Raw genomic sequence first — 22,712 nt, 5'->3', positions numbered from 1 at the left:
GTTCGCTGTATGGCGAAGCGGGCCGGGCGGGCCTACCCCGCCTGCGGTTGCTCAAGGGGTCTGACCGGGCTGAATCCGCAGGCCGTCAGACCGCGACCTCTGCCTTGATGGCGGCGTGGGGGTCGTAGCCCTCTACCGTGAAATCCTCGATCCGGTAGTCGTCGATGCCCTGCCCGCGGCGGGTGAGCGCGATGCGGGGCAGGGGGCGCGGTTCGCGGGTCAGCTGTTCGCGCGCCTGATCGAGGTGGTTCTGGTACAGGTGCACGTCGCCGCCGACCCAGACCAGCTCGCCGGGGGTCAGGCCCGCCTGATCCGCCAGCATCAGGTGCAGCGCCGTGGCGCCGACGAAGTTGAAGGGCGCGCCCAGCAACAGGTCGACCGAACGCTGGTAGAGCAGGCAGTTCAGCCGTCCGGTCGAGGTGACGTGGTACTGGTAGACCATGTGGCAGGGCGGCAGCGCCATCTGGCCCAGTTCCGGCACGTTCCAGCCGTGGAACAGCATCCGGCGGCTGGACGGGTTCTCGCGCAGGGTCTGCACCAGCGTGCCGATCTGGTCGTATTCGCGCCCGTCCGCGCCCAGCCAGCGGCGCCACTGCTTGCCGTAGACCGGCCCCAGCTCGCCCCAGCGCGCGGCAAAGGCATCGTCCTCGACAATGCGCTGCTCGAAGGCTTCCTGAGAGATCGCCTCGCCGGTTTCGCGGCGGTAGCTGTCCAGCGGCCAGTCGGTCCAGATCCGCACGTTCTCGCGCAAAAGCGGCTGGAGGTTGGTGCCGCCGGTGAGGAACCAGAGCATCTCTTTGACGGCGGTTTTCCAGTAGACCCGCTTGGTTGTCAGGATCGGCGCGGTGCCTTCCGAGAGGTCGAACCGCAGCATGGCGCCGAACAGGGACCGGGTGCCGACGCCGGTCCGGTCGACCCGCGCATCGCCCTGCTCCAGCACGCGTTCCATCAGGTCGAGGTACTGATATTCGGGATGCCGCACGATCAGCCCTCCTGCCGGGACGGCGGGAAAGAGGCGGGGAGAGGGGAATTCAGCAGCATGGACGGCCTCTAATGGAAGGGGTGGGGGGGGGCGGTTCCCACAAGATACAGTGGCCGCGTCAGTCCGTAAAGCCGAAGGCCTGGCGGGTGTGGGGCGAATTTGCCTCACATGTGGCGCGCAAAAGGCAGGCAGAATTGACTTTTTACCGCCCGCCCCGCAGATTTTTTCAAAATAATTGGGCAAGACCTGAGGCAGTCATATGTATCGCATTTTTCTCACGCTCGCGGTTGCGGGCGCTCTTTCGGCGTGCAGTTCGTCCAGTGGTGGCGGCGACGACGACCCGCTGTCCTCTGGCGATACCGATGGTGTCGGGGTCGGTGAACAGCCGCTTGTCCCCGAACCGGAACCCGAGCCCGAACCGGAGCCGGTCCCTTCGCCCGACAAGTACGGTGCGGATGTGGGGGCCTCGGCAACGGCCCCGATGAACGATATCGATTTCGACCCGGCGACCGGCGAGCTGGTGCTCAACAACATGACCTTCGACGACAGGAACCCCTTTGACCGCGACGATACCGCCAGCGCGCGGCTGCGCGCCGCCGGTTCGCGGTACGATGCCTATCAGAATGCCGCTACGGTCGACGAATATTATGCGGTTTTCCGGCGCACGGACTACGTGCAGACCGCTGCGGCGGGCTCTCGGTCCACCGTGTTCAAGCGGCCGGTGGATGTCGGCGGCATCGGGGTCGAACGGCTGTCCGGCACCGGTGCCCTGCCCGTGGCCAATGCAACCTACGTCTTCAGCGGGGAATACGCCGGGGTCCGGACCCTTTATCCCGATACCCGCAATCCGCAGGAACAGATCCAGTATGTCACCGGTACGACGGAGATCACCGTCGACATCGAGGACTACGACGAGACCGGCAGCGTGCGCGGCCTTGTGCTGGATCGCAAGGTCTTCGACGCGATGGGGGTCGAACTGACAGAGACCAACGCCACGGGCGACACCGTGGGGGACGCGACCTACCTGCGGTTGGACCCCAACACCATCAACTTCGAGAACTGGTCGATCGACTCCGGCAACATGCAAATGGTGCGGAGAAACGGCCCGGATGCCGGAACCCCGGCAGGTGAGATCGGCGGCAGATGGAGCGGTCTGTTTGCCGGTCCGAACGGCGAGGAAGTGGCCGGTATCGTGGTGGTGCAGGGCGAGACGCCCGTCGGCATCGATCCGGTCAGCGGAGAGTATGTCGAGGTCACCGTCCGCGAAGTCGGCTCCTTCGTCGGCGAACGCTGATCCGTGGCCAACCCGAGCCCCCTCTGGCAGAGGGCAGGGCGCCTTTTGCGCGGCCCCCTGCCTTGGGCCTCGCGGCCCCAGCGCTGGCTGTCCCTGGTCGCCGGTCCGGCGCTGGCCTTGGGCTTGTGCATCTCGGCCGTGCAGGCGGAAGAGACGCGGCTGAGCCTTGACGAGGCGCGCGGCGCGGCGGCCGGGTTTCTCGCCGATGGTCGGCCCGAGGCAGCGCTGATCCTTGCGGACGGCGCCCTTCTGGGGGCGCCGGACCATCCGCAGACCCTGATGCTGCGCGCCCGCGCCCTGCGCGACCTGGGCCGCGATGCCGAGGCGGTGAAGGCGGCGCGCGCCGCCTGGGCGGCGGCCTCGACACCGCAGGACCGCTTCTTCGCCGCGATGATCCAGGCGCAGACGCGGTCGTCCAAGGGGGATCGGGCCATCGCGCAATACTGGCTGCGCCGGGCTGCGCAGATTGCCCCGGATGAAGCGAGCCGGGCGGTGGCCATCCGCGATTTTCGCCATGTTCGCCGGATCACGCCGTGGCGGCTGTCGCTGGATGTCAGCGTCGCGCCCTCGGACAATCTGAACAACGCGCCGAAGTCCAACAGCTTTACCTTCGCCGGGCTGCCCTTCGTCAACCCCACCGCCGTGCCGCTGTCGGGTGTGGAATACGGCATCGGCGCCGGCTACGTCTATCGTGTCGCGCTGGCGGAGAACCGGCGGCTGAACTTTGGCGTCGACCTCGATGTGACCCGCCTGCGTTTCTCCGAGGACGCCCGTGACAAGGTGCCGGGCGTGGATGCGGACGACTACCGGGAAGAAGAGCTGCGGCTTTCGGCGGGGTACGAGGCGCGGGCCTCTGATGGTCGCTGGCTGGCGCTGACAGAGCTCTCGCTGCAGCGCACATGGCTGGCCGGGAAGACGCTGTCGGACGCGGTGCGGCTGGACTTCAGCTATGGGCGCGCGGTGGCGCCGGGGATGGTCCTTGGTGGGCGCCTTGGCCTCGAGACCGAAGAGCGGCGTGATTTCTCGGTGCTCGATTCGGATACGCGGGACTACGGCGTCACCCTGTCCAAAGAGGTCGGACAGGGTTTGTTGAGGCTGGATCTGGGATGGGCCGACACCGAGTCCGACTCGCGGTCCGTTGCGCGGGAAACCGGGCGTGCGGTGCTGACCTATGCCCGGACGAAGCCGGTGAGGGGCATGCTGCCGCGCCTGGCGCTGAGCTATGAGGCCGTGGACTACGACCGGGGCCCAACGACCTTCTGGACCGATCCGAGGCAGGATAGGCAATGGGCTGTGTCGCTGGATGTGACGCTGCCGGATCTGGATTACTACGGCTTCGCCCCCGAGGTCGGGGTTTCCTTCCGCGACAGACAGTCCAATTATACCATCTACGAGACTCAGGGCACGGACCTGCGCCTTGGCCTGAGATCGGTATTCTAGGAACGACAGCGGCCCAAGCCGGGCTGCGAAGGGAGACCTTATGGGAATCAAGTACTTGCACACCATGGTGCGGGTGAAGGACCTTGACGCGTCCATCGCATTCTACGAGCTGCTGGGCCTGACCGAACGGCGCCGGATCGAAAACGACAAGGGCCGGTTCACGCTGGTCTTCCTGTGCCCGCCGGAGCAGGCGGATGGCCACGCGGACGTGGAGCTGACCTACAACTGGGACGGCGACGAGGGGCTGCCCTCGGATTCGCGGCACTTCGGCCACCTCGCCTACACGGTGCCGGACATCTACGAGATGTGCCAGAACCTGATGGACAACGGCGTCACCATCAACCGCCCGCCGCGCGACGGGCACATGGCCTTCGTGCGCTCGCCCGACAACGTGTCCATCGAGCTGCTTCAGGAAGGCGAGGCCAAGGCCCCGGCGGAACCCTGGGCCAGCATGGAAAACACGGGCCATTGGTAAGGCCGGCGGCGCTTGCCCTCGGCCTGATGCTGGCGCCCCTCGGGGCGCTGGCACAGGACTGTCGGCTGGCGCTTGTGCTGGCTCTGGACGTGTCGTCCTCTGTCGATGACGCGGAATACGTGCTGCAACGCGACGGGATCGCCGCCGCCCTGCAGGCCGAAGAGGTGCAGGGCGCCATCCTCGGCAACCCCGGCGCGGTGGCGCTGGCGATCTACGAATGGAGCGGGCGGCGCCAGTCGGTGCTGATCCAGGACTGGGTGGTGCTGCGCAGCGCCGAGGACATCGCCGGGGTGTCGGCGCGGCTGCGCGGCGTGCAGCGGTCCTACCGGCGCTATCCAACCGCCCTTGGCTATGCCCTGGGCTACGGGGCGACGCTGATGCGCGAGGCACCCGCCTGCGACCGGCAGGTGATCGACGTGTCGGGCGACGGCATCACCAACGACGGGTTCTGGCCGCAGCTGGCCTACCGGCACTTCCCCTTCGAAGAGATCGTGGTCAATGGCCTTGCGGTTCTGGGCGCCGACCCGGATGTCTACGACCACTTCGAGATGGAGGTGCTGCGCGGTCCGGGCGCCTTTCTGGAGGTCGCCCCCGGCTACGAGGGGTTCCGCGAGGCGATGACCCGCAAGCTGTACCGCGAGATCCAGGACCGGATCGTCGGCGAGGTCCGGCGCGCGCCGGTCCACGGCCCGGGGTGAGGGCGCTTGTCCTCCTGCTGATGCTCTGGGCCGGGGGCGCCGGGGCGGCCTGCCGGCAGGCGCTGGCGCTTGGGCTGGATGTCTCGGGCTCGGTCGACGCGGTGGAATACCGGCTGCAACTGGACGGGCTTGCGGGCGCGCTGGAGGATCCGGGCGTCGTGGCGGCCTTTGCCGCGCTGCCGGAGGCGCCGGTGGCCTTTGCGGTCTACGAATGGTCCGGGCCGCAGGCGCAGCGGCTGCTGGTGGACTGGGTCATGATCTCCGGCGCCGCGGATGTGGCGGCGGTGGCGGCGCGGCTGCGGCGGGTCGAGCGGCTGGGCAGCGATCCCTCGACCGCGCTTGGCGCGGCAAAGCGGTTCGGGGAGGGGCTTCTGGCGTCGCAGGCCGGCTGTTGGCGGCGGGTGCTGGACATTTCGGGCGACGGCCTGTCGAACACCGGCCCGCACCCGCGCGCGGTGCGCCCGGACGGCATCGTGATCAACGGTCTTGTGATCGGCGCCGAGGGGGACACGGGTGTGCTGGGGCCGCTCTGGGCCTACTACAAGGCCTACGTGGTGCAGGGCCCCGAGGCCTTCATCGAGACGGCCAGCGGCTTTGCGGATTTTCAGGAGGCGATGGTGCGCAAGCTGAAGAAAGAGCTTCAGGTGCTGGTGGTCTCGGCGCGGTAGCCGGTGCAGGGCGCGATCCATGGCCGCCGCCGGGGGGCGTCCGGGCGATCCCAGAGGGGGCGCGCATGGGGCGAAGGCGGGTCTTCGGGCCTCTGGCCGGGGCGGTCCGCTGGCCCTTGTGGCGTTCTGCCACCGGTGTCGCCGGTCTTGCGGTCTGCCGGATCGGGGGCGACAGGGAAGGGGCGTCAGTAGATATAGCGGATCTGGTCGGTCCAGTAGCGTTCGACCCGGCGCAACGAGGAGGTGATGTCGTCCATCCCTTCCAGGCTGATCACCCCCTTGCCCTGCAGCCCGTCGGCGTGGCGCAGGAACAGTTCGGCCACGATGCCGCGGATTTCGCGGCCACGCTGGGTCAGCCGGACCCGGACCGAGCGGCGGTCGATCTCGCAGCGCTGATGGTGCATGTAGCCCATCTCGACCAGCTTCTTGAGGTTGTAGCTGACGTTCGAGCCCTGGTAGTAGCCGCGCGATTTCAGCTCGCCCGCCGTGACCTCGTTCTCGCCGATGTTGAAGAGCAGAAGGGCCTGCACCGCGTTCACGTCGATGATGCCCAGTCTTTCGAACTCGTCCTTGATGACGTCGAGCAGGAGACGGTGCAACCGCTCCACAAGGCTCAACGCATCGAGGTAGCTTGCCATGAAGCCCTGCTTTGGGCCGCTGTTCATGGACGCATGAATGCTCATGGTGGTCTCCGCCTGTTTTTTGTCCTTGGGGATGTTTCGGGCGAAAACACGAATATCGCGTTAAACCGCAGCGAAGAGTGCGAAAATTCGCGGCATTCTCCGGGGGCTGGTTAATGCGGGGTTAGGGCGGTTGGGGGGTAACGGGTCTGCGGCGCCGGACCAGGCGGTGCGCGGTGGCGCTGGCCGCGTCTGTCAGGGCTGAGGCGGGGGCCGGCCCTTCAAGCGGGAGGGGCTGTGGCCGCGGAGGGAGGCCCGATGCGCCGAAGCGGTCGGAGCATCCCTGGCGGGGGAGGGGCGTCATGCCAGGGTCATGCTTGCCGCATGACCCCGCGTGGGGCTCTGCCCCGCTCGCTGCGCTCGCCCCCCGAGGTATTTTTCAGACCAAAGAAGTAGGGGCGGGACGCAGCGGCAGGCTGGTTCGCGGTTTTGGTTTCGGACGCGCGGGATTGCGTGGGGGCGGCTCTGGCTCAGCCCCGCGCCGCGACCCGGGAAATGTCGGCCACCATCGGCGCATGGGCCTGCGGGGCGGGTTGCTGGCCCGAGATCCACTGGTAGAGGTCCTGGTCGTTCTCGTCGAGAAGCGCCTCGTAGGCGTCCAGTTCCCCGGCATCCAGCGCCGACAGGCGGGCGTCGGCGTAGCGCACCAGCAGGATGTCCATTTCCTTGATGCCGCGCCGCATCGAGCGCATGCGCAGGCGCTTCAGCCGCGTCTCGTGATCTTCCTGCGCCATCAGGCCTGTTCCTTCAGCAATTCGCGCAGGCGCTTTTCCAGACGGCCCAGCGTGTCGGCCCGGCTTTTGATCTGGGCGCGCAGGCTGCGCATCTCGTCGAGGATCTCGCGCAGGTCGACGGGCAGGGATTCCGCCGGGGCCTCGACGCCCTCGCCCTCGCCGGTGATCAGCCAGACCATCGAGACGTTCAGCACGCCCGACAGGGTCGACAGCTTGTTGGCGCGGGGTTCCGAGACGTCGTCTTCCCAGCGTTGCAGGGTGACGAGCTTGATGCCCAGCCGCTTGGCCAGCACTTCCGGCGTCATGCCCGCCGCCTCGCGCGCGGCGGCGACGCGGTCGCCGAAGGTCGCAACCTCGGGGCCGTAGTAATCGGTGATGTCCTGCATCGGGAAATCTCTCCTCTCGGCGGCTTGTGCGCGCGTTGGGCGCACCCTAAGACATGGGGCGCAACAAGACAAACGGGTGGCCCTGATGCCTTTTCTCTCCGACACCCTGGCCGCGGTAAAGCCTTCGCCCACGGTCGCCGTCACGCAGCTTGCGCGTGAGCTGAAGGCCGCGGGGCGCGACGTGATCGGGCTGGGCGCCGGTGAGCCCGACTTTGACACGCCGGACACGATCAAGGCTGCCGCGATTGCGGCAATCGAGGCCGGAAAAACGAAATACACCCCGCCGGACGGCATTCCGGAACTGAAAGAGGCGATCTGCGCCAAGTTCGCCCGCGAGAACGGGCTGCGCTACGCTCCGTCCCAGGTGATTGTCTGCACCGGCGGCAAGCAGGTGCTGTACAACGCGCTGATGGCGACGCTGAACCCCGGCGACGAGGTGGTGATCCCGGCGCCCTACTGGGTCAGCTACCCGGACATGGTGCGGCTGGGGCAGGGCACCCCGGTCATCGTCAAGGGCGAGCGCGCCCGGGGCTACAAGATCACCCCCGAGGCGCTGGAGGCGGCGATCACGCCCGCCACCAAGTGGTTCATCTTCAACTCGCCCTCCAACCCGACCGGGGCGGGCTACACCCGCGACGAGCTGAAGGCGCTGACCGACGTGCTGATGCGCCATCCCCAGGTCTGGGTGATGACCGACGACATGTACGAACACCTTGCCTACGACGGGTTCGAATTCGTCACCCCCGCGCAGGTCGAGCCGGGGCTCTATGACCGCACGCTGACCTGCAACGGCGTCTCGAAGGCCTATGCCATGACCGGCTGGCGGATCGGCTACGCGGCAGGCCCCGAGGCGCTGATCAAGGCCATGCTGAAGGTGCAGTCGCAGTCCACGACCAACCCCTGTTCGATCTCGCAATGGGCCAGCGTCGAGGCGTTGAACGGGCCGCAGGATTTCCTGGCCGAACGGGCGGCGCATTTCCTGCGGCGGCGCGACCTGGTGGTGGCGGGGCTGAATGCCTGTCCGGGAATCGCCTGCGCGGTGCCCGAGGGGGCTTTCTACGTCTACCCCTCGATCGAGGGCTGCCTCGGCAAGACCTCGAAGGGCGGGGTGGCGATCGTGGACGACGAGGCCTTCTGCACCGCGCTGCTGGAAGAGGAAGGCGTGGCGGTGGTCTTCGGCGCGGCCTTCGGACTGTCGCCGAACTTTCGCGTCAGCTACGCGACCTCGGACGCGGTGCTGGAAGAGGCCTGCGCCCGGATCAAACGGTTCTGCGAGGGGCTGTCCTGAGGGGTTTCGCCCGGCCCTTCGGTCCGGGCGACCAGCCGGGGGCCAGCCCCCGGACCCCCGGGATATTTCCGGACAGAAGAAACGGGAGGCGGGCCGGTCGGTTGGGGCGGCATCGTGCCGGAGGCATGTCCTGGACTGGTCGCTTCCGGGGTCATTGTGAAGCCAGGCAAGCAGATGCGGGTGTTTTGCCATGGGGCGGTGGACTGCGCGGCTGCATTGGGTGACAGTCGGGCGGCCTGAAGCGAGGAGACAGGGGTGAGCACAGACCTGCCGGAGTTCTATTTTCGCGTGCGCGACAACGGCGCCGCGGTCTTTCGCGTCGACACCGAAAACCGGCAGCGGCGGATCGAGATGGACCAGATCGCCGTGGTCAACCTCAACAAGGGCGAGATCAGGCCGCAGGGCGACCATGTCCTGAGTGCGGGCGAACGGGCCGAGATCGAGGCCTGGATGCGCAAACGCAAGGCGCTGCTGGCCCTGCGCGATATCGACGATATCCACCGCGCGGTGGATACCCTGAACACGACAACCCAATGGGCGCAGTCCAAGGCCTCGGATGTGCAGCTGGAAGAGGTCACGGATGCGCTCTTGATGGCCATGCACGATCTGCGGACGGTGCTGGTGCGCAAGAAGGCGGACCGGGTGATGAAGGGCTGACCTGCCGGCCAATCGGGCGGGGCGGTTCCGGGGCGCGGTGACCGGGTTTTCGTGCGGGAGGGCCGCCCTTTGATTTCCGGCCATGGCAGAGACCGTCTGCAAGCGGCCGGAGATCGCGCCGCGCTGCGCCCCTGGCCTTCGGTCGCTGTTTTCACCGGTCCCTGACGACCTGCGCCCTGCGGGCGCCGGAGAGGCCGGTCGTGGTGATCGGCGGGCCTCAGCCCAGGATCGCAGGCCAGTTGGCGCGGCCCCTGGCGATATTCCCCTCGATGTCGGAGAGCCACAGGGCGCGGGCGCGCAGGCTGGCGTTCAGGTAGAGCCGCCCCTGGTGCAGTGTCCAGGCTTCGGGCACCGTCGGCGCGAGATAGCCGCGCGCGGCGGCATAGGCGCAATAGCCGCCGAACTGCGGGGCATAGGCCTTCGGGTCGGCCTCGAAGCGCGCGGCATTGGCATGCGATGCGAAATACCATGTGGCGCCGCGCCACATCAGGCCGTGGTCCTCGCCCATGACGGGGCCCGTGCCGTCGAAATAGGCCACGGGGTCGGACCCGTCGATCGCCACACCGAGTTCGGCATAGACCTCGGGCGCGCGATCGCGGGCGGCAGCGGGCAGGGCCAGTGCCGGGGCGGCGAGGCCGGTGAGGACAAGGTGGCGGCGGGACAGGTGCGGCATGGCGGGATTCCTCGGGACGACTGTTTCCAATCTGCACCCGCTGGCGCCTTCGGCAAAGAGCGTCCACGCGGACGTGAAGGCGCGTGTCGGTCGCGGCATCGGCGCCGGGCCCGCCTGGGGATCGGAAAACCACCTGCAAAGACACGAAAAAATTGACTTGCCCCGATGGGCTGCTAGCCTGTTCGGCAGATATTACGCTTCACGGGGGACTATTATGCGATTTTCGCTTGTTGCGGCCACGCTGGCCTTTGCTGTTTCCGGATCCGCCGCGCTCGCCTGGGGCGACATGTACATGGGCGACGGAACCAACAACCCGAACTCGAACATGCTGGTGCATGCCTACAAGGCGCCGAACCTCTGTCCGGCCGGGCTGCAGCCCGTCACCGTGGGCGGTGTGATCTGCTGCGGCAACCCGAACGCGGGCTACTACATCGACCGCCCGGGCGGCCAGAAGAAGTATTACAACGCCCGGCACAAGCCCGCGCCGCGGGCCTATGCGCCTGCCGGCGAAAAGGGCGTGGTGTACCGCTGAGGCGCGCCGCCCCTTGGCAAGACCGGTCAGGCCGCGTATAGCCGCGGCCTGATTTCTTTTGGCCATCCGGAAAGGGCCCGAGCATGCAGGGCAGCGCGAATCTCAACATCATGATGAAGGCGGCGCGCAAGGCGGGGCGGTCTCTGGTCAAGGATTTCCGCGAGGTCGAGAACCTGCAGGTCTCGCGCAAGGGGACCTCGGACTTCGTGACCCGCGCCGATATCGAGGCCGACCGCATCCTGCGCGAAGAGCTGATGGGCGCGCGCCCGACCTATGGCTGGGTCGGCGAGGAAAGCGGCGAGGCCGAGGGCGAGGACCCGACCCGGCGCTGGATCGTCGATGCGCTGGACGGCACGACGAACTTCCTGCACGGCATGCCGCACTGGGCGGTCTCCATCGCGCTGGAGCACAAGGGGCAGATCGTGTCCGGCGTGGTCTATGACGCCGCCAAGGACGAGATGTTCTACGCCGAACGCGGCGCCGGGGCCTGGCTGAACGATTCGCGCCGCCTGCGTGTCTCGGGCCGCCGCGCGATGAACGAGGCGCTGGTCGCCACCGGCATCCCCTTCGCCGGCAAGCACACGCTGCCCGCGACGCTGAAGGACCTCGCCCGCGTCATGCCCGAAGTCGCCGGGCTGCGGCCCTCGGGCTCTGCCGCGCTCGACCTTGCCTATGTGGCGGCGGGCCGCTTCGAGGGCTACTGGGAACGCGAGCTGAAGATCTGGGACATCGCGGCGGGCAGCCTGATCGCTATCGAGGCCGGTGCGCTGGTCGAAGGCGTGCGCGCGGGGCAGAACTTCCTCGAAAGCGGCTCCATCCTCTGTGCCAATGGCGAGATCTTCACGCCGCTCTCCAAGCTGCTGCGCGCGGCCTGAGCGCGCTGCCCCGGCCGGGGCGCTTCGGGGCTTTTGTCGGATGCCTCCGGCGGAGGATATTTGGGCCAAGAAGAAGCACAGGGCAGAGCGAAGGCGCCCGGGTGACCTTGGGTTGCCAGGGACACAGGGCGGTGTCCTGGTGCTGCCGGGCTTGCCTGTCGCGGCGCGGGTCCCGACGGCAGGGCGCCGGGGATGCAGGGGGTCGGATCGGTCGGGCGGCAGGGGGCTGTGCAGGGTACAGCGCCTGGGTTTCTTCTTGGTCCAAATACCTCTGAACCCGGTCTCCGCCCGCGCTGAGGCTTGTCGGGTCAGCGGTCGGACGGGTGATTGACGCCGTCGTGCCAGTCGACCGGCTCGATGTCCTTCGGGTCCATCCCCTCGATCGCGTAGAGGTTCACGCCGTATTCGTTCGGATCGGAGCGGCGGCGGTGGAACAGGTAGATCCCGCAGGTCTTGCAGAAGTGGTGCCGGGCCGTGTGCGTGCCCCAGGTATAGAGCGTGAGGTTGTCGGCGCCTCGGACCACCTCGATCCCGTCGAGCGGGGCCGAGACCACCGGGACGGAGCGGCGGCGGCAGAAGGAGCAATCGCAGCGGCGCGCGCTGTTCAGCCCGTCGCTCAGCGTCACGCGCAGTTCGACGGCGCCGCAGTGGCAGATGGCTTTGTGTGGGTTCATCGGCGGCGTATCCTAGGGACCTGTGTTGTTCTGCGCGCCCTGCGGATGCGCGGAATATGCGAGCGGTCGTAACGCGCCACCGGGTGCGGCGGCTGGCCGCGGGTGCGGTTCCAGAAGGCCGGGCCGCCACGTTTCAGCCAGACCGGGACGGTCAGGATCAGGCCTGCCACGAAGCCCCCGATATGGGCCCAATAGGCGACGCCGCCCTCGTCCGGCGCGGTGCTCCAGCCGCCCAGCAGCTGCATCCCGAACCAGATCGCCAGCATCAGCCATGCCGGAACCGGGATGATCCTGAAGATCACGATGAGGATCAGCAGGATATCGACCCGCGCTCTGGGAAAGAGCAACAGGTAACCCCCCATGACGCCCGCGATGGCCCCCGAGGCGCCCACGGTCGGCACGGTGGAATAGGGCGCCGAGATCACGTGGATCAGGCCGGCGCCGATCCCGCAGGCGAGGTAGAAGAGGGTAAAGCCCAGGTGCCCCATCTCGTCTTCGAGGTTGTCGCCGAAGATGAACAGGAACAGCATGTTGCCGGCGATGTGCAACAGGCCGCCGTGCAGGAACATCGAGGTCACCAACCCCTGCCAGCCATAGCCTTCCATCAGGAAGGCCGGGACCAGCGCGAATTCGGCGTAAAAGGCGTAGAGCGCGCGGGGTGACTGGCCAAGATCCCATGTCCCGATAAAGACCGCGATATTGGTCAGCATCAGGGCATAGGTGACGAAGGGCACGCGTCCCGAGGGATTGTGGTCTCGGATCGGAAACATGGGGCCGAGGGTGGCATCCTTTGCGGCGGCGTCAAGGTGGCGGGTGGGCCCATGCCGGTTTGGCTTTAAAAAAGTGCTCCGGGAGTAAGGCGTGCTTTGAACTCTGCGTTCCGGTCGGGGGCAGCGGGCGGGTCGGCTCGATGCACCCCCTGTCATCGGGAGCCCGCCACGCCCGGCAAGCCCTGACGGTCCGGTGAGCGGGGCAGGGTGGGTTTGCACCTCCCCCGCCCCCCGGCGCGATCAGGCCTGACCCGCCAGAAGCGCCGCATTGCCCCCGGCTGCCGTCGTGTCGATGCAGACGTGGCGTTCGGCGCGGGTGTGGCCCCGGTCCGGCAGGCCGGTGATCAGTGGCAGGATCGGCCCGGCGCGCCCGGCCAGCGCGGCGCGGCAGGCCGCGCCGGTCGTGGCGTCGCCCCACCACAGCACCCCTGCGATGCCGGTCAGGGAGCCGAGGGCCTCTGGCGGCAGGCTGCCGGTGGCGGTGACCGCGCTGCCGCCTGCGGCGCGGACGGCGCGGGCCTGCGCCTCTGCCGCCGCCTGTCCCGGCCCGAGGCACAGCAGCGGCGGGCGCGGCATGTCGGTCAGCTGGTTGGCCTCGCCGGTCGGGCCGGGAAGCTCGGTACGGGCGGATGGTGCGCCGGCGGGGGCGCGGGCGATCAGGGTCTCCAGCGCCTGCGGGTCCATGGCGTCGGTCCAGTCCGCCACCGCGCCCGGCGCGGGCTGCTGGCGGAACCGGTCGAGGTAGAGCGGCCCGCCCGCCTTGGGGCCGGTGCCGGACAGGCCCTCGCCGCCGAAGGGCTGGCTGCCCACGATGGCGCCGATCTGGTTGCGGTTGACGTAGAGGTTGCCCGCGTGGACCCGGTCGGTCACATGCTGCACGCGGTCGTCGATGCGGGTCATCAGGCCGAAGGTCAGCCCGTAGCCGGTGGCGTTGATGGCGTCGATCACCGCGTCCAGCCGCGCCGCCTTGAAGGTCGCCACATGCAGCACCGGGCCGAAGATCTCGCGCTCCAGCGCCTCGATGCCGGGCACGCGGATCAGGGTGGCCGGGACGAAGTGCCCCTGGGCGGGGGTGTCCAGCGCATGCAGCACGCGGCCCTCGGCGCGGGCCTGTTCGATGTGGGACAGGATGCCCGCCCGCGCCTCGGCGTCGATCACCGGGCCGACGTCGGTGGCCACCTGCCAGGGGTCGCCCGTTTCCAGCGCCGACATGGCGCCCTTCAGCATCTCCAGCACCGTATCGGCCACGTCTTCCTGCAGGTAGAGGCAGCGCAGCGCGGAACAGCGCTGGCCCGCCGACTGGAAGGCGCTTTCCACGATGGCCTGCACCGCCTGTTCCGGCAGGGCGGTCGAGTCGACGATCATCGCGTTCAGCCCGCCGGTCTCGGCGATCAGCGGCGCGCCGGGGGCAAGGTGGGCGGCCATGCTGCGGTGGATCGCCTGCGCCGTTTCGGTCGAGCCGGTGAAGGCCACGCCGTCCACCGCGCCGCAGGCGGTCAGTGCCGCGCCGATGTCGCCCGCGCCGGGCAGCAGTTGCAGCGCCGCGCGCGGGACACCGGCCTCATGCAGCAGTTCCACGGCGCGGAAGGCCACCAGCGGCGTCTGCTCGGCGGGCTTGGCCAGCACCGCGTTGCCCGTGGCCAGCGCGGCAGAGACCTGCCCCGTGAAGATCGCCAGCGGGAAGTTCCACGGCGAGATGCAGGCGAAGGTGCCGCGCGGCGGGGCGCCCTCGGCGCGGGCGGCGTAGTAGCGCAGGAAGTCCACCGCCTCGCGCAGTTCGGCCACCGCATCCAGCAGGGTCTTGGCCGCCTCGCGGTGCAGGATCGCAAAGAGCTCGTCCCTGTGCGCCTCGTAAAGATCGGCGGCGGCGTTCAGGACGCGGGCGCGGGTGGCTGCGTCGGCCTGCCAGGGCTGTGCGGCCTGCGCGGCGGCGCGGGCGCCCTCGGGTGTGGCCAGCGTCACCGCGCCGACCCTGTCGGAGGGATCGGCGGGATTGGTGACGGTTTCATCGGCGCCCTGCGCGGCCTCGACAGCCAGCAGCGGCCCGGCCTGCCAGCGGTGCGCGCGGAAGGCGTCGCGGCCCTTGTCCAGCGCGTGCAGCGTCGGGCGGTGGCGCAGGTCATGGCCCTTTGAGTTCGGGCGTTCGGGCTGGAACAGCGCGGCGCCGGTCGGCAGGCTGCCGGGCCGGGCGGTGTCGAAGGGGTCGGCGGCCACCACCTCTGGCGGCACTTCCTCGTCGACGATCTGGTTCACGAAGGACGAGTTCGCGCCGTTTTCCAGCAGCCTGCGCACGAGGTAGGCCAGCAGGTCGCGGTGCGCGCCCACGGGGGCGTAGATGCGGCAGCGCGTGCCCTCGCGGTCCTTCACGAGCCCATGCAGCGTCTCGCCCATGCCGTGCAGGCGCTGGAATTCGAAGGCGGATTTGTCATCCGCCATGTGCAGGATTGCCGCGACCGTATGGGCGTTGTGGGTGGCGAACTGCGGGTAGATGCGGTCGGTCATCGACAGCAGCTTGCGGGCATTGGCGATATAGCTGACATCCGTGGCGGTCTTGGCGGTGAAGACCGGGAAGGCGTCCAGCCCGGCCACCTGGGCGCGCTTGATCTCGGTGTCCCAATAGGCGCCCTTGACCAGCCGCACCATGATGCGCCGGTCCAGCCGCGTCGCCAGCGCGTGCAGCCAGTCCAGCACCGGGGCGGCGCGCAGCCCGTAGGCCTGCACCACCACGCCGAAGCCGTCCCAGCCCGCCAGCTGCGGGTCGGACAAGGCCGCCTCGATGATGTCGAGGGACAGCGCGAGGCGGTCGGCCTCTTCCGCGTCGATGTTCAGGCCGATCCGCGCATCCTTGGCCTGTTTGCAGAGCGCCGTCAGGCGGGGGACCAGCACGGCCATGGAACCCGCGCGCTGCAACTCGTCGTAACGGGGGTGCAGGGCGGAAAGCTTCACCGAGATGCCCGGGTTATCGCGGATGTCGCTGGCCTTCGCCGCCCCGGCAATGGCCTCGATGGCCCGCGCGTAGGCATCGAAATAGCGCTGTGCGTCGGCCTCGGTGCGCGCGGCCTCACCCAGCATGTCGTAGGAGTAGCTGTAGCCCTTGGCCTCCATCTTCGAGCCGCGCGTCATCGCCGACCGGATCGTCTCGCCCAGCACGAATTGCGAGCCCATCTCGCGCATGGCCCGGCCCACGGCGGTGCGGATCACCGGCTCGCCCAGCCGCTTGATGGCGCCGCGCAGATGGCCCACCGGCCCCGGTGGCGTGTCCTCCAGCACCTTGCCGGTCAGCATCAGCGCCCATGTCGAGGCATTGACCAGCGGCGAGGTCGAATGCCCCATGTGCCGCCCCCAGTCCGAGGGCGCGATCTTGTCCTCGATCAGCGCGTCGATGGTCCGCGCGTCGGGCACGCGCAACAGCGCCTCTGCCAGACACATCAGCGCGATGCCCTCGTCGGTAGACAGGCCGTATTCGGCGAGGAAGACCTCCATCAGGCCGGGGCGGGTGCTGCCGCGGATGTCGCGCACCAGCCGCGCGGCATCCTGCGAGATGGCGCGGCGGTCGCTTTCGCTGAGCGCGGCCAGCGTGCGAAGGTCGGAAAGGACCTGCGCCTCGGGCGCGTAGGTCAGGGCGTCGATACGGTCGCGCAGGTCTGTCATGGTGTCCTTGGGCAAAACATGGGGCTCCGGAGGGTATTCCGACCATAGTATCGCAATCTCGTCAGTCGGATTGACCAAGTTTGCGCATTCAGCTTATCGTTTCTCCTGAAAGTGGGGGATAAAACGATGCAAAGTGAAATTGCGGATCTGGATGGCTTCGACCGGGCGATTCTGGCGACCCTGGCCAGCGAGGCGCGGATTTCCGTCACCGAACTGGCGCGGCGCATCGGCCTGTCCAAATCGCCGACGCAGGCGCGGCTGAAACGGCTGGAGGAAAACGGCATCATCCGGGGCTACCGGGCCTCGCTGGATCCGATCCGGCTGGGCCTCGACCATGTCGCCTTTGTCGAGGTGCGCATGATCGACACCCGCGAACCGACGCTGGCCAAGTTCAACGCCGCCGTCGGCGCCATTCCCGAGATCGAGCAGGCGCATCTGATCGCGGGCAATTTCGACTATCTGCTGAAGGTGCGCACGGCGGATATGCCCAGCTACCGGCAGGTGCTGGCGGACAAGATCTCGACCCTGCCGGGCATGGCCTCGACCTCGACCTATGTGGCCATGGAGGCGGTCAAGGACGACGGTCTCGCCGAAGTGACTTGACCCTGGGGCAGGCGGCTTTGCATCCTGCCTGCATGAGACTGGCCGTCGCGATGAGTGTTCTTGCGCTGCCCGCGCTGGCGGATGGCTGCCCCGAGGTGCCGGATATCTCGGACGCGATGGCGCCGCTCTATGACAGCCTGCTGACGGCCCCGGACGAAGGGACGGCGCGGCTGATCGTCAACCGGATGTGGGCGCTGTGGGACGACGCGCCCGACGAGCCAAGCCAGATGATGCTGGACGAGGGCATGCGGGCGCGGGCCTCTTACGATTTCCTGCGCGCGCTCGATCGCTTCGACGCGCTGGTGGGCTACTGCCCGCATTACGCCGAAGGCTACAACCAGCGCGCCTTCGTGAATTTCATCCGGCGGGACTACGCGCTGGCTCTGCCCGATCTCGAACGCGCGCTGGAACTGCGCCCGCGCCATGTGGGCGCGCTCTCGGGCTATGCCCTGACGCTGCTGGCGTTGGGGCGCGAGGCAGAGGGGCAGGCGGCCCTGCGCGCGGCGCTGGCGGTGAACCCGTGGCTGGCGGAGCGCGCGCTTCTGAAACCGGTGCCGGGCGAAGAGCTCTGATCTGAACGCCGGGCCTGTCCTTGCGGGGTCCGATGCCGTTTCCCCGAGGTCGTGCTGCCTTCAGGGCGCGGCCCCGCAGCGCCGTTGACCGGGGCGGCGCGGGCGCTGTTCCCGCGCCGCGTCCTGCTGTCAGCCGTGGGGCCGGGGCGGCGCCGAACCCGGTTTTGCCCGGACCATCGCCGCAGCGTGGGGCCACCCTTGCCGTCGACACTGCCGTCCGGCTGTCGGGGGGGGGCGGGCAGTGCGCCGCCGGGAGGGCGGATTCCGCCTGTTCCTCTGCGCATGTGCTTGCTAGAGAGTTCCCGCTGGCCCGCGTGGTGGAATGGTAGACACAGGAGACTTAAAATCTCCAGGCCTTGTGCCGTGCCGGTTCGAGTCCGGCCGCGGGTACCAGCGGGCCCGAGAACACAGGCAAAGGCAAGCCATGTCCCATCCCCTTCTGATCGGCATCGACGGCGGCGGCACGACCTGTCGCGGCGCAGCGCTTTACGGGGGCAAGCGCGTGACACGCGCCGTCCCGGGCGCCAATGCGACCTCTGACTTCGACGGCGCGGTGGCCGCGGTGCGGGCCGTCGTGCAGGCGCTGGCAGAGGCGCTGGACCTGCCGGTCGAGAGGCTTGCGCAGGCGCCGGCCTATCTGGGCATGGCCGGGGTCGTGGATGCCCGCGTCGCAGAGCGCCTGCGCAGGGCGCTGCCCTTTGCCCGGGTGGTGATCGAAGAGGACCGGCGCGCCTCCGTGGTGGATGCGCTGGCGGCGCGCGACGGCGCCGTGGCGGTGATCGGCACCGGGTCTTTCCTTGCGCGGCAGACGGGTGGCGCCATGCGCTTTCTCGGCGGCCACGGGCTGGCTCTGGGTGACGAGGCCTCGGGCGCATGGCTGGGCCGCGAGGCCCTTGCCGCGACGCTGCGGGTGTCCGAGGGCTGGGGCGCCGGGTCCGACCTGACGCGCGGGCTGTGGGACGAGATGGGCGGGCGCAGCGGCATCGTCGCCTTCGCCACGCGGGCGCGGTCGCGCGATCTGGCCGAACTGGCGCCGGGCGTGGTGGCCGCCGCCGAGGGCGGCGACGCGCAGGCCGTCGACCTGATCACGCGCGGCGCCGGCTACATCGCCGGGGCACTGACGGCGCTGGGGTGGCAAAGCGGCGAGGCGCTGTGCCTGACTGGCGGGCTGGGGCCGGTCTATGCCGGGGCCCTGCCGACCGCCATGCGCGCGGCGCTGACGAAGCCGCAGGGGGCGGCGCCCGACGGGGCACTGGCGCTTGCGGGCCGGATGGCCGAGGGGTGCCTGCCATGACCGGCCTGCCGGGACAGGGCGGGGCGCGCTGCGCCCTGCGGCGGCATCGGTGCGCGCCGCCTGGCCGGGTGTGGGCCGTGGCGGGCGGGCCGATGGCCGCGCGGCTGGGGCGTGACAGGAGGGCCCTGGCTGCTTCGGCAGATGTGCACGGGAGGCGGGTGTGAGCGATCTGACCCTGCGCGCGCCGCGTGTCTTCGACGGCAGGGATTTCGTCGGGGCCGAGGTGCGGATCTCGGGCGGCCGGTTCGGCGGCGCCGGAGGCCCGGTCGAGCCGCTGGACGAGGGTGTCCTGCTGCCGGGCTTCGTCGATCTTCAGGTCAACGGCGGCGGCGGGGTCATGTTCGACGCGGCGCCGACGGTCGAAACCCTGCGGTTGATGTCGCGGGTGCACGGCGGGCTTGGCGCGACGACGATCCTGCCCACGGTGATCTCTTCCGGGCCGGAGGTGGTGAGCCGCGCCATTGCCGCCGTTTCCGATGCCCTGCGGGCGGGTGTGCCGGGCATCGCCGGGCTGCATCTGGAGGGGCCGCATCTGGCACCCTCGAAGAAGGGCGCGCATGACGGGGCCCTGATCCGCCCGATGACCGGGGCGGACCTTGCCGAACTGATGGAGGCGGCACGCGCCTTGCCCTTCCTCATGGTCACGGTGGCGCCCGAGGCGGTGACGAACGCGCAGATCTCGGCGCTGGCCGGGGCGGGGGTGGCGGTCTCGCTGGGCCATACCGATTGCTCTGCCGAGGCGGCGCGGGCGGCCTTCGACGCGGGGGCGCGCCATGTCACGCATCTGTTCAACGCCATGAGCCAGATGCGCGCGCGGGCGCCGGGGCTGGTCGGCGCGGCGCTGGATGCGGCGGTCTCAGCGGGGGTGATCGCGGATCTTCTGCATGTCGATCCGGTGGCGCTGCGGGTGGCGCTGGCGGCCCGGGACAGCGGCATCCACGCGGTCTCGGACTGCATGGCGCTGGCGGGCTCGGAGGAGCCGGGCTTTGCGCTGAACGGGCGCCGGGTGCTGCGCAGCGAGACCACGGTGGCGCTGGCCGGTGGCGCGGCGCGGCAGGATCGCCTGACGCTGGAAGACGGCACGCTGGCGGGGGCCTGCCTGACGCTGGCCCAATCGGTGCGCAATCTGGTGGGCATCGGCGTGCCGGAGGCCCGCGCGCTGGCCATGGTCACCGGCACCCCCGGCGCGCATCTGGGGTGCGGACGGATCCGGGACGGCGCGTCGGCGGATCTGGTCTGGCTGGGGGCGGACTGGTCCCTGCGGGGGGTCTGGCGCGCGGGGCTGCGGCTGGCCTGACGCTGCATGGCGGCGCGGGACCCTAGCGAGGCGGTTGGCTTGGGCGGGGCGGTTGCCTTGCGGAGCGCCTGCGGCGCGCATTCCCTCTTGGGGGCGGAGCCCCCAAACCCCCGTTGGGGCGCTGCCCCAGACCCCGAGGTATTTCGAGACCAAAGAAGGGCGGACGGTTCGGGCCTGCCGCCGGATGCCGGGGGGCGGTCAGCTTTTGCGGCGCAGGCGGATGACCACGTCGACGGAGGCGATTTCGGCGCCCTCGGGGGCCTTGGGCAGGCGCGAGATCACCAGTTCGTCCGAGGGGGCATCGGTCAGATGGGCGTCGTCCTCCCAGTAGAAATGCGGGTGGTCGTGGGTGTTGGTGTCGAAGTAGCTGCGCGAGCCGTCCACCGTCACCTCTTGCATCAGGCCGGCGTCGCAGAAGGCGCGCAGCGTGTTGTAGACCGTCGCGAGGGAGACCTGCTCGCCCTGATCCTGGGCGGAGACGAAGAGGCTTTCGGCGGTGACATGGCGGTTCTGGCCGTCGCCGACCAGCAGCGCGGCGAGGGCGACGCGCTGACGGGTCGGGCGCAGGTCGCTGTGCGCCAGCCATGCCTTGCCGCGTTCCGTTGCCTGGGTCATCGCCTGTCCATGCCGTCTGCCTTGGGTCCTTGTGGAATATAGGGGCTTGCGGGGGCGGAATTCAAACAGATTTCGCCGGGACCGCCCGCACCCTTGCGCCGCGCCGCAACCCGGTGCTAGAGGGGGCCGGATTTTTCCCGGTCACGGGAGACCAGCAAAAGGGGCGTGCCGACATGGCCGACTATCCGACCAGCTTCGGCAAGGAAGACCTTCTGAAATGTGCACGCGGCGAGCTTTTCGGGCCGGGCAATGCCCAGCTGCCCGAGCCTCCGATGCTGATGATGGACCGGATCACCGAGATTTCCGGCGACGCGGGGCTGCACGGCAAGGGCCATGTGCGGGCCGAGTTCGACATCACGCCGGACCTGTGGTTCTTCGAGTGTCACTTTCCCGGCAACCCGATCATGCCGGGCTGTCTTGGCCTTGACGGGCTGTGGCAGCTGACCGGTTTCAACCTGGGCTGGCGTGGCTGGACGGGGCGCGGCTATGCGCTGGGTGTCGGCGAGGTGAAGCTGAAGGGCATGGTGCGGCCCGACCGCAAGATGCTGACCTACAAGGTGGATTTCACCAAGGCGGTGCAGACGCGCCGGCTGACCATGGGTGTGGCCGATGGCATCGTCGAGGCCGATGGCGAGGTGATCTACGAGGTCAAGGACATGAAGGTGGCGCTCAGCGAGAACTGAGGGCTGCCCGGCCTCGACCGGGGCGGACTGTTGCGGGCCGGTGCCTTGGGCGCCGGCCTTTTTCATGGCGGCGCCGGGCGGGTTTTCGCGACCGCCTCTGTCAAGGGCGTCAGCGCAGGGCGCGGCGATCCTTCAGGGGCGCCCTGCGCACCGCCTCTCGCTGGATCGGGACAAGGTGGCCGATGGCAGGGCGGAAGGCCTGGTGCGCCGGGCTTCCGTCGAGAAAGTCGAAGATCCGCAGCAGGTTGACCGGGTGCTGTCGGACCAGCCGCTCCAGGCGCGCCACGGCCGCGTCGGTGGAATGGCCGTCGATGATCGCGCAGGCGGCCTGCGTGGGGGTCAGCACGGCGTAGTCCGTGGGGGCGCGGACCGTATCGCGCAGCGCGTCGAAAGGCGAGGCGCCGAGGGCGCGGAACTTCGGCATATGCAGGCGCAGGCCCGTGACCGGACAGCCCAGGCGCGACCCGCTGCCTTGCCGGACGCCCAGCGGGGCCAGCGCGGCGACGAGTCGCCTGCGCATCGGGCCGTTCAGCATGTCCATGTCGGCGCGGTCGTAGCGCAGGTCGTCGAAGACAGAGACCAGCCGCAGGCCCCGATCCGCGAGGCAGAGGTAGGGATCGCGGTCCAGAACCGCCGCGAGGGCCTCTTCGGCCTCGGGGTCGGGCGGGTGGCGGGCCGGTTTCTGGGGCGGTGACATCCAGCGCGTCAGGCGGCGGAACACGGGCGGGCCTCTCCAATGTCTCGGGGCGGTCGACGGCGGCGCGTTCGCCGCTATCTTGTGCAGGGAAGAGAGGCCGTGCGAACCGGAGGTCAAGCCCGTGCTGCAGGACAAGCGAAGCGATCTGGATGCGGAGAAGCGCAAGCGGCTGCTGGAGCGCCTGATGCGCGACCTCAGCGCCTCGGACCCCGAGTTCTACTATCGTTCGACAAGCGAGGTGGCGCAGGGGATCGAGCAGAGGGTGGCGCGCGGCGAGGGCCTGAACGCCGAGGAGCGGGCGCTGCTGGCGCCGCTCAGCCGTCGCGACATCCAGGTCCTGCTGAGCCTGCATTGAGGTCCGGGACCGGCGGGCCGGGTGGTCCTTGGACGGCAAAGGCCCGGCGTCCCCCGGGGGCAGGGGCTGCGCATTTCCCGCCGCCGAAGCGACGAATCGGGCCGCCATGCGGGGGATAA

Annotated in this window: 25 protein-coding genes and 1 tRNA gene; 16 read left to right on the top strand and 10 right to left on the bottom strand. The window is 69.3% G+C overall.

All coding sequences use genetic code 11. The features are described 5' to 3' along the window. Positions 1–85 precede the first annotated feature (85 nt). Positions 86–982 carry a thymidylate synthase gene (locus tag ACN5KJ_RS16690; RefSeq protein WP_418595099.1) on the bottom strand — a complete coding sequence of 299 codons (897 nt, stop codon included), beginning with the start codon at positions 980–982 and terminating at the stop codon, positions 86–88. 259 nt (positions 983–1,241) lie between these two features. Between ACN5KJ_RS16690 and ACN5KJ_RS16685 the strand changes: the two genes are divergently transcribed. From ACN5KJ_RS16685 to ACN5KJ_RS16665, 5 genes are read left to right on the top strand one after another with little or no spacing between them, the layout of a single operon-like run. Next, entirely contained in the window at positions 1,242–2,276 is a 1,035-nt protein-coding gene (locus tag ACN5KJ_RS16685) for a hypothetical protein (protein ID WP_418595098.1), read from the top strand. A gap of 45 nt (positions 2,277–2,321) precedes the next feature. Then, positions 2,322–3,716, top strand: coding sequence for a surface lipoprotein assembly modifier (locus tag ACN5KJ_RS16680; RefSeq protein ID WP_418595097.1), 1,395 nt, complete (start codon positions 2,322–2,324; stop codon positions 3,714–3,716). 40 nt (positions 3,717–3,756) lie between these two features. Then, positions 3,757–4,191, top strand: coding sequence for a VOC family protein (locus ACN5KJ_RS16675; protein ID WP_418595096.1), 435 nt, complete (start codon positions 3,757–3,759; stop codon positions 4,189–4,191). Beyond that, positions 4,185–4,889, top strand: a complete 705-nt coding sequence (locus tag ACN5KJ_RS16670; protein ID WP_418595095.1) for a DUF1194 domain-containing protein — start codon at positions 4,185–4,187, stop codon at positions 4,887–4,889. Before ACN5KJ_RS16675 ends, ACN5KJ_RS16670 begins: the two co-directional genes overlap by 7 nt. Next, complete coding sequence (locus tag ACN5KJ_RS16665) at positions 4,886–5,557, top strand: DUF1194 domain-containing protein (RefSeq protein ID WP_418595094.1); 672 nt, start codon at positions 4,886–4,888, stop codon at positions 5,555–5,557. The genes ACN5KJ_RS16670 and ACN5KJ_RS16665 overlap by 4 nt, the downstream gene beginning before the upstream one ends. A 185-nt stretch (positions 5,558–5,742) precedes the next feature. Here the strand turns inward: ACN5KJ_RS16665 and ACN5KJ_RS16660 are convergent, their stop codons facing one another. The 3 genes from ACN5KJ_RS16660 to ACN5KJ_RS16650 form a co-directional block, all read right to left on the bottom strand. Continuing rightward, the gene (locus ACN5KJ_RS16660) at positions 5,743–6,240 is read right to left on the bottom strand and encodes a MarR family winged helix-turn-helix transcriptional regulator (protein WP_347166756.1); all 498 of its coding nucleotides are present in this window, start codon (positions 6,238–6,240) and stop codon (positions 5,743–5,745) included. Positions 6,241–6,707: 467 nt separating this feature from the next. Continuing rightward, the gene (locus tag ACN5KJ_RS16655) at positions 6,708–6,971 is read right to left on the bottom strand and encodes a succinate dehydrogenase assembly factor 2 (RefSeq protein ID WP_418595093.1); all 264 of its coding nucleotides are present in this window, start codon (positions 6,969–6,971) and stop codon (positions 6,708–6,710) included. Then, positions 6,971–7,357, bottom strand: coding sequence for a helix-turn-helix domain-containing protein (locus ACN5KJ_RS16650; RefSeq protein WP_347166758.1), 387 nt, complete (start codon positions 7,355–7,357; stop codon positions 6,971–6,973). Before ACN5KJ_RS16650 ends, ACN5KJ_RS16655 begins: the two co-directional genes overlap by 1 nt. 85 nt (positions 7,358–7,442) lie before the next feature. On the opposite strand from ACN5KJ_RS16650, the gene ACN5KJ_RS16645 reads away from it, so the two are divergent. Together ACN5KJ_RS16645 and ACN5KJ_RS16640 are read left to right on the top strand one after the other, a co-directional pair. Then, positions 7,443–8,645 (top strand): pyridoxal phosphate-dependent aminotransferase, encoded by a 1,203-nt coding sequence (locus tag ACN5KJ_RS16645; protein ID WP_347168008.1) that lies wholly within the window; start codon positions 7,443–7,445, stop codon positions 8,643–8,645. Positions 8,646–8,900: 255 nt separating this feature from the next. Next, positions 8,901–9,302 (top strand): hypothetical protein, encoded by a 402-nt coding sequence (locus tag ACN5KJ_RS16640; protein WP_347166759.1) that lies wholly within the window; start codon positions 8,901–8,903, stop codon positions 9,300–9,302. A gap of 217 nt (positions 9,303–9,519) precedes the next feature. Here ACN5KJ_RS16640 and ACN5KJ_RS16635 read toward each other — a convergent pair whose 3' ends face one another. Then, complete coding sequence (locus ACN5KJ_RS16635) at positions 9,520–9,975, bottom strand: YHS domain-containing (seleno)protein (protein WP_418595092.1); 456 nt, start codon at positions 9,973–9,975, stop codon at positions 9,520–9,522. Positions 9,976–10,189: 214 nt separating this feature from the next. On the opposite strand from ACN5KJ_RS16635, the gene ACN5KJ_RS16630 reads away from it, so the two are divergent. Together ACN5KJ_RS16630 and ACN5KJ_RS16625 are read left to right on the top strand one after the other, a co-directional pair. Continuing rightward, positions 10,190–10,507 (top strand): hypothetical protein, encoded by a 318-nt coding sequence (locus ACN5KJ_RS16630; protein ID WP_418595091.1) that lies wholly within the window; start codon positions 10,190–10,192, stop codon positions 10,505–10,507. A gap of 83 nt (positions 10,508–10,590) precedes the next feature. Then, positions 10,591–11,382 carry an inositol monophosphatase family protein gene (locus ACN5KJ_RS16625; protein WP_347166762.1) on the top strand — a complete coding sequence of 264 codons (792 nt, stop codon included), beginning with the start codon at positions 10,591–10,593 and terminating at the stop codon, positions 11,380–11,382. A 308-nt stretch (positions 11,383–11,690) separates the two neighbouring features. Here ACN5KJ_RS16625 and ACN5KJ_RS16620 read toward each other — a convergent pair whose 3' ends face one another. From ACN5KJ_RS16620 to putA, 3 genes are all read right to left on the bottom strand, one after another. After that, positions 11,691–12,056 (bottom strand): GFA family protein, encoded by a 366-nt coding sequence (locus ACN5KJ_RS16620; RefSeq protein WP_347166763.1) that lies wholly within the window; start codon positions 12,054–12,056, stop codon positions 11,691–11,693. Beyond that, a complete protein-coding gene (locus ACN5KJ_RS16615; RefSeq protein WP_418595090.1) occupies positions 12,053–12,826 on the bottom strand; it encodes a rhomboid family intramembrane serine protease in 774 nt (257 codons plus the stop codon). Before ACN5KJ_RS16615 ends, ACN5KJ_RS16620 begins: the two co-directional genes overlap by 4 nt. Before the next feature lie 240 nt (positions 12,827–13,066). Beyond that, complete coding sequence (gene putA / locus ACN5KJ_RS16610; RefSeq protein WP_418595089.1) at positions 13,067–16,477, bottom strand: bifunctional proline dehydrogenase/L-glutamate gamma-semialdehyde dehydrogenase PutA; 3,411 nt, start codon at positions 16,475–16,477, stop codon at positions 13,067–13,069. A gap of 126 nt (positions 16,478–16,603) precedes the next feature. Here putA and ACN5KJ_RS16605 point away from each other — a divergent pair, with 126 nt between their 5' ends. From ACN5KJ_RS16605 to ACN5KJ_RS16585, 5 genes are all read left to right on the top strand, one after another. Next, positions 16,604–17,080, top strand: coding sequence for an Lrp/AsnC family transcriptional regulator (locus ACN5KJ_RS16605; RefSeq protein ID WP_418595088.1), 477 nt, complete (start codon positions 16,604–16,606; stop codon positions 17,078–17,080). 50 nt (positions 17,081–17,130) lie between these two features. Beyond that, entirely contained in the window at positions 17,131–17,652 is a 522-nt protein-coding gene (locus ACN5KJ_RS16600; protein WP_418595087.1) for a tetratricopeptide repeat protein, read from the top strand. Between the two features lie 308 nt (positions 17,653–17,960). Further along, a tRNA-Leu gene (locus tag ACN5KJ_RS16595) sits at positions 17,961–18,045 on the top strand. Between the two features lie 31 nt (positions 18,046–18,076). Continuing rightward, positions 18,077–18,946 (top strand): BadF/BadG/BcrA/BcrD ATPase family protein, encoded by an 870-nt coding sequence (locus tag ACN5KJ_RS16590; RefSeq protein ID WP_418595086.1) that lies wholly within the window; start codon positions 18,077–18,079, stop codon positions 18,944–18,946. Between the two features lie 160 nt (positions 18,947–19,106). Continuing rightward, complete coding sequence (locus tag ACN5KJ_RS16585) at positions 19,107–20,243, top strand: N-acetylglucosamine-6-phosphate deacetylase (RefSeq protein WP_418595085.1); 1,137 nt, start codon at positions 19,107–19,109, stop codon at positions 20,241–20,243. A 198-nt stretch (positions 20,244–20,441) separates the two neighbouring features. On the opposite strand, the gene irr is transcribed toward ACN5KJ_RS16585, so the two are convergent. Then, a complete protein-coding gene (gene irr / locus ACN5KJ_RS16580; protein ID WP_418595084.1) occupies positions 20,442–20,858 on the bottom strand; it encodes a Fur family transcriptional regulator Irr in 417 nt (138 codons plus the stop codon). Positions 20,859–21,031: 173 nt separating this feature from the next. On the opposite strand from irr, the gene fabA reads away from it, so the two are divergent. After that, positions 21,032–21,541 carry a bifunctional 3-hydroxydecanoyl-ACP dehydratase/trans-2-decenoyl-ACP isomerase gene (gene fabA, locus ACN5KJ_RS16575; RefSeq protein ID WP_206566135.1) on the top strand — a complete coding sequence of 170 codons (510 nt, stop codon included), beginning with the start codon at positions 21,032–21,034 and terminating at the stop codon, positions 21,539–21,541. Between the two features lie 109 nt (positions 21,542–21,650). Here fabA and ACN5KJ_RS16570 read toward each other — a convergent pair whose 3' ends face one another. Next, positions 21,651–22,262, bottom strand: a complete 612-nt coding sequence (locus ACN5KJ_RS16570) for a hypothetical protein (RefSeq protein WP_418595083.1) — start codon at positions 22,260–22,262, stop codon at positions 21,651–21,653. 97 nt (positions 22,263–22,359) lie between these two features. Between ACN5KJ_RS16570 and ACN5KJ_RS16565 the strand changes: the two genes are divergently transcribed. Continuing rightward, on the top strand, positions 22,360–22,593 hold the full coding sequence (locus ACN5KJ_RS16565) for a hypothetical protein (RefSeq protein WP_206566133.1): 234 nt from the start codon (positions 22,360–22,362) through the stop codon (positions 22,591–22,593). Positions 22,594–22,712: the final 119 nt, after the last annotated feature.

It is taken from the genome of Ponticoccus sp. (in: a-proteobacteria), from assembly GCF_048381735.1.
The sequence above is the reverse complement of the archived record's forward strand: the minus strand, read 5'-3'. Positions and strand labels throughout refer to the sequence as shown.